The sequence below is a fragment of the Intrasporangium sp. genome (assembly GCF_030452765.1).
GTDB lineage: Bacteria > Actinomycetota > Actinomycetes > Actinomycetales > Dermatophilaceae > Intrasporangium_A.
Genome location: NZ_JAKDLO010000308.1, coordinates 1 through 2642 on the forward strand (window position 1 = coordinate 1; position 2642 = coordinate 2642).

2 protein-coding genes are annotated in these 2642 nt (G+C 70.6%); one reads left to right on the top strand and one right to left on the bottom strand.

What is annotated here, in order from left to right; genetic code table 11:
* Window positions 1–160: 160 nt before the first annotated feature.
* A complete protein-coding gene (locus L0H79_RS21845) occupies window positions 161–1117 on the bottom strand; it encodes a hypothetical protein (protein WP_301486866.1) in 957 nt (318 codons plus the stop codon).
* A gap of 681 nt (window positions 1118–1798) precedes the next feature.
* Between L0H79_RS21845 and L0H79_RS21850 the strand changes: the two genes are divergently transcribed.
* A partial coding sequence (locus L0H79_RS21850; RefSeq protein ID WP_301486867.1) for a CHAT domain-containing protein occupies window positions 1799–2642 on the top strand: 844 nt, incomplete at its 3' end.

Consider the following 2642-nt stretch of genomic DNA (forward strand, 5'->3'; position numbering starts at 1 on the left):
ATCGATCATCCGCCCATTGTGACGCCGGGCACCGACACCGCTCCCCCCGTAGGGGGTCCGCGCGTCGGGTCCCCCCGCCGCCCGGTCGTTCGACGCCCGCGCGGCCGGCCGGGCGACATCCGCGCGGGTGAACGCGGCCCCCTCCCGAGCCGCCACGGCCTCAGCTGCGGTAGGACCTCGTCTCCTTGCCCGACCACCCTGTCCCGCCGGCGAGGGCGACACGGTGGCCGGCGAGCCTGCCGTCGCCGATCGCGGTGGCGAGCCTCTTGGCCTGGCGCCGGGCGATGCTGTAGTCCGCGTACGTCAGGGTGAAGGTCACCGAGACGGAGGCGGGGACCTTCTTGTCTCCCCACCCCATGGCCGGGAAGGTCTTCTCCGCCTTGGAGAAGCTGGCCGGTGGGGTGACGTGGAGGACGAGGGCCCTCTGGGGGGCGCCCGCCTGTGCCTGGTCCGGAGGTACCCGGTCGAAGACGACCGTGAACCACGCCGCCCGGGTGGTGCGCCGTCTCTCGATGACCTGCGCGGTGGTGGCCGCGCTGCCGCCGAGATCCTGGGACAGCTTGGCCGCGTTGCCGAGCCGGATCGACTCTCGGGCGCTGCCGCCGACGACGACGAACGTGCCGCCGCCCTGCTTGCTCACGGCGCTCCGGTCGATCGGTACCTCCTGGGCGCCGCCGGTCTCGAGCGCCCGGCCGAGCGCCACCCAGAAGTTGTGGTGAGTGCTGGGGTCGTCGAGGTCCGCACGGGTCTGCCTGACGTACTGCCGCACGAAGTCGGCGAAGTACGTGGCCGGGAGCTTCACCGGGTCCGGGTTGATCACGACGTCGATGGTCACGTCATAGGACTGGGCCTGGCCGCCGACATAGGGGTTGCCTGAGCCGGCGAACCACGAGACCTCGCCGAAGTTGCCCCGCTGCGGCTTGAAAGGTGGGTCGCCCTTGAGGTGGTTCTTCAGGACCTTCTGAGCGTGCTCCGACTTGAGGCCGGTCATCGTGGCGAGACGTTGGACGGTGGGCTCGGGCTGGGTCAGCAGGCGGGAGACCGCCTGGTTGCCGGCGAGCCGCTGGAGCGCGAGCAGCTGTGCCGGCGGACCGGGCGGGAGCGCTGTCCCAGCCACGGCGGCTGACCGCGCAGATATCTGCGATCGGCCGAGGTGAGATGGTCGTTGCGGACCGTCCTGCTCGACGAACCGTTCGTGAGACACGGGCGCCTCCTCACCGATGACGGCCGCAGTCCACCTCCCGCGATCTGGCGGGTAGGCGGGTAGCACCTGAGCGGGTCCCCGGTCCAGACCATGTTAGGCGTGCGCTCGGCCGATCCCCCTGCCCGAAGGGGCACCCCTGGAGGCCGTTGACCTTGCACCGGATGGTGGACGTGGTCTCGTATCGACCGACCCGCTGCCGCCGGTCGCGGCTATGGAGGCACGCATCCAGGAAATGCCTGCTCGGTGCCTCTGCCCAGGCCGTGACCCTGGCCGGGTTGCGGCCGTATCGTTGAGGTTGGGGAGGGTTCCCTCGGAATGGGCTGCCCAAGGTGAAGCACGACCACGCTGACTTCGACGTCGCCCTCGAGCGTCGGGAGGGCGGCTTCAGCGTGCGAGTGGTGGACTCACCGGTGGGCCGGGCCGGAGGTCTTCGTCCCGCCGGACACCATCGGCCTGACCGGACTCCTCGACCACCTCCGGGACCTTCGTCGCCTGACGCCGGCACTGGTCGAAGAGGTCGAACCGGCGGCCCCGACGACGGACACGCCCAAGGTCTTCGGTACCCGGCTCTTCGAGGCACTCTTCACCGGCCAGGTGCACTTCGCGCTGCGTAGCAGTCAGCACGTCGCCGCGACACGCGATGTCGGCCTGCGGCTGCGGCTTCGGTTCCCGGGGACGCCCGAGCTCGCCAGCCTGCCCTGGGAGCTGCTCTACGACCCGGAGCGCCACCGGTTCCCGTGCCGGCTCAGCGGCTACCCGACGATTCGCGTCGTCGATGTCCCTGAGCCGATCACGCCGCTGACTCTGTCCGGCCCGATCCGGATGCTCGTCGTCATCAGCAGCCCGACCGACCTGCACCCGCTCGACGTCGAGGCCGAATGGAGGCGGCTCCAGACGGCGCTCGAGCCGCTGGCTGGTGCCGGGCGCATCGACGTGGTCCGGCTCGATCGGGCCTCTCTCGACTCGCTGCGCACCGAGGTGACCGGCGGCGAGTTCCACGTGTTCCACTTCATCGGCCACGGCGGGGTCGACCTCGACACCGGCGAGGGCCTGCTCGCCTTCACCGGTGCGACCGGGCGGGCACAGCTCGAGCCCAGCAGCCACCTGGCTGACCTGCTCAGCAACTCGCCGATCGAGCTGGCGGTGCTCAACTCGTGCGAGGGAGGTCGGGTCACCACGATCGACCCCTACGGGTCCTCGGCGCTCACCCTCGTCGAGCATGGCATCCCGGCCGTCGTCGCCATGCAGTTCGAGATCAGCGATCCGGCCGCGACGGCCTTCAGCGGGACGCTGTACGAACATGTCGCGGCAGACCGTGGCATCGACCTCGCGGTCACCCTGGGTCGCCAGGCGATCCTCACGACGAGCGCCTCGGAGTGGTCGACCCCCGTGCTCTACCTGCGCCCCGTCGGGACAGTGCTCTTCAGATGGGAGGGCG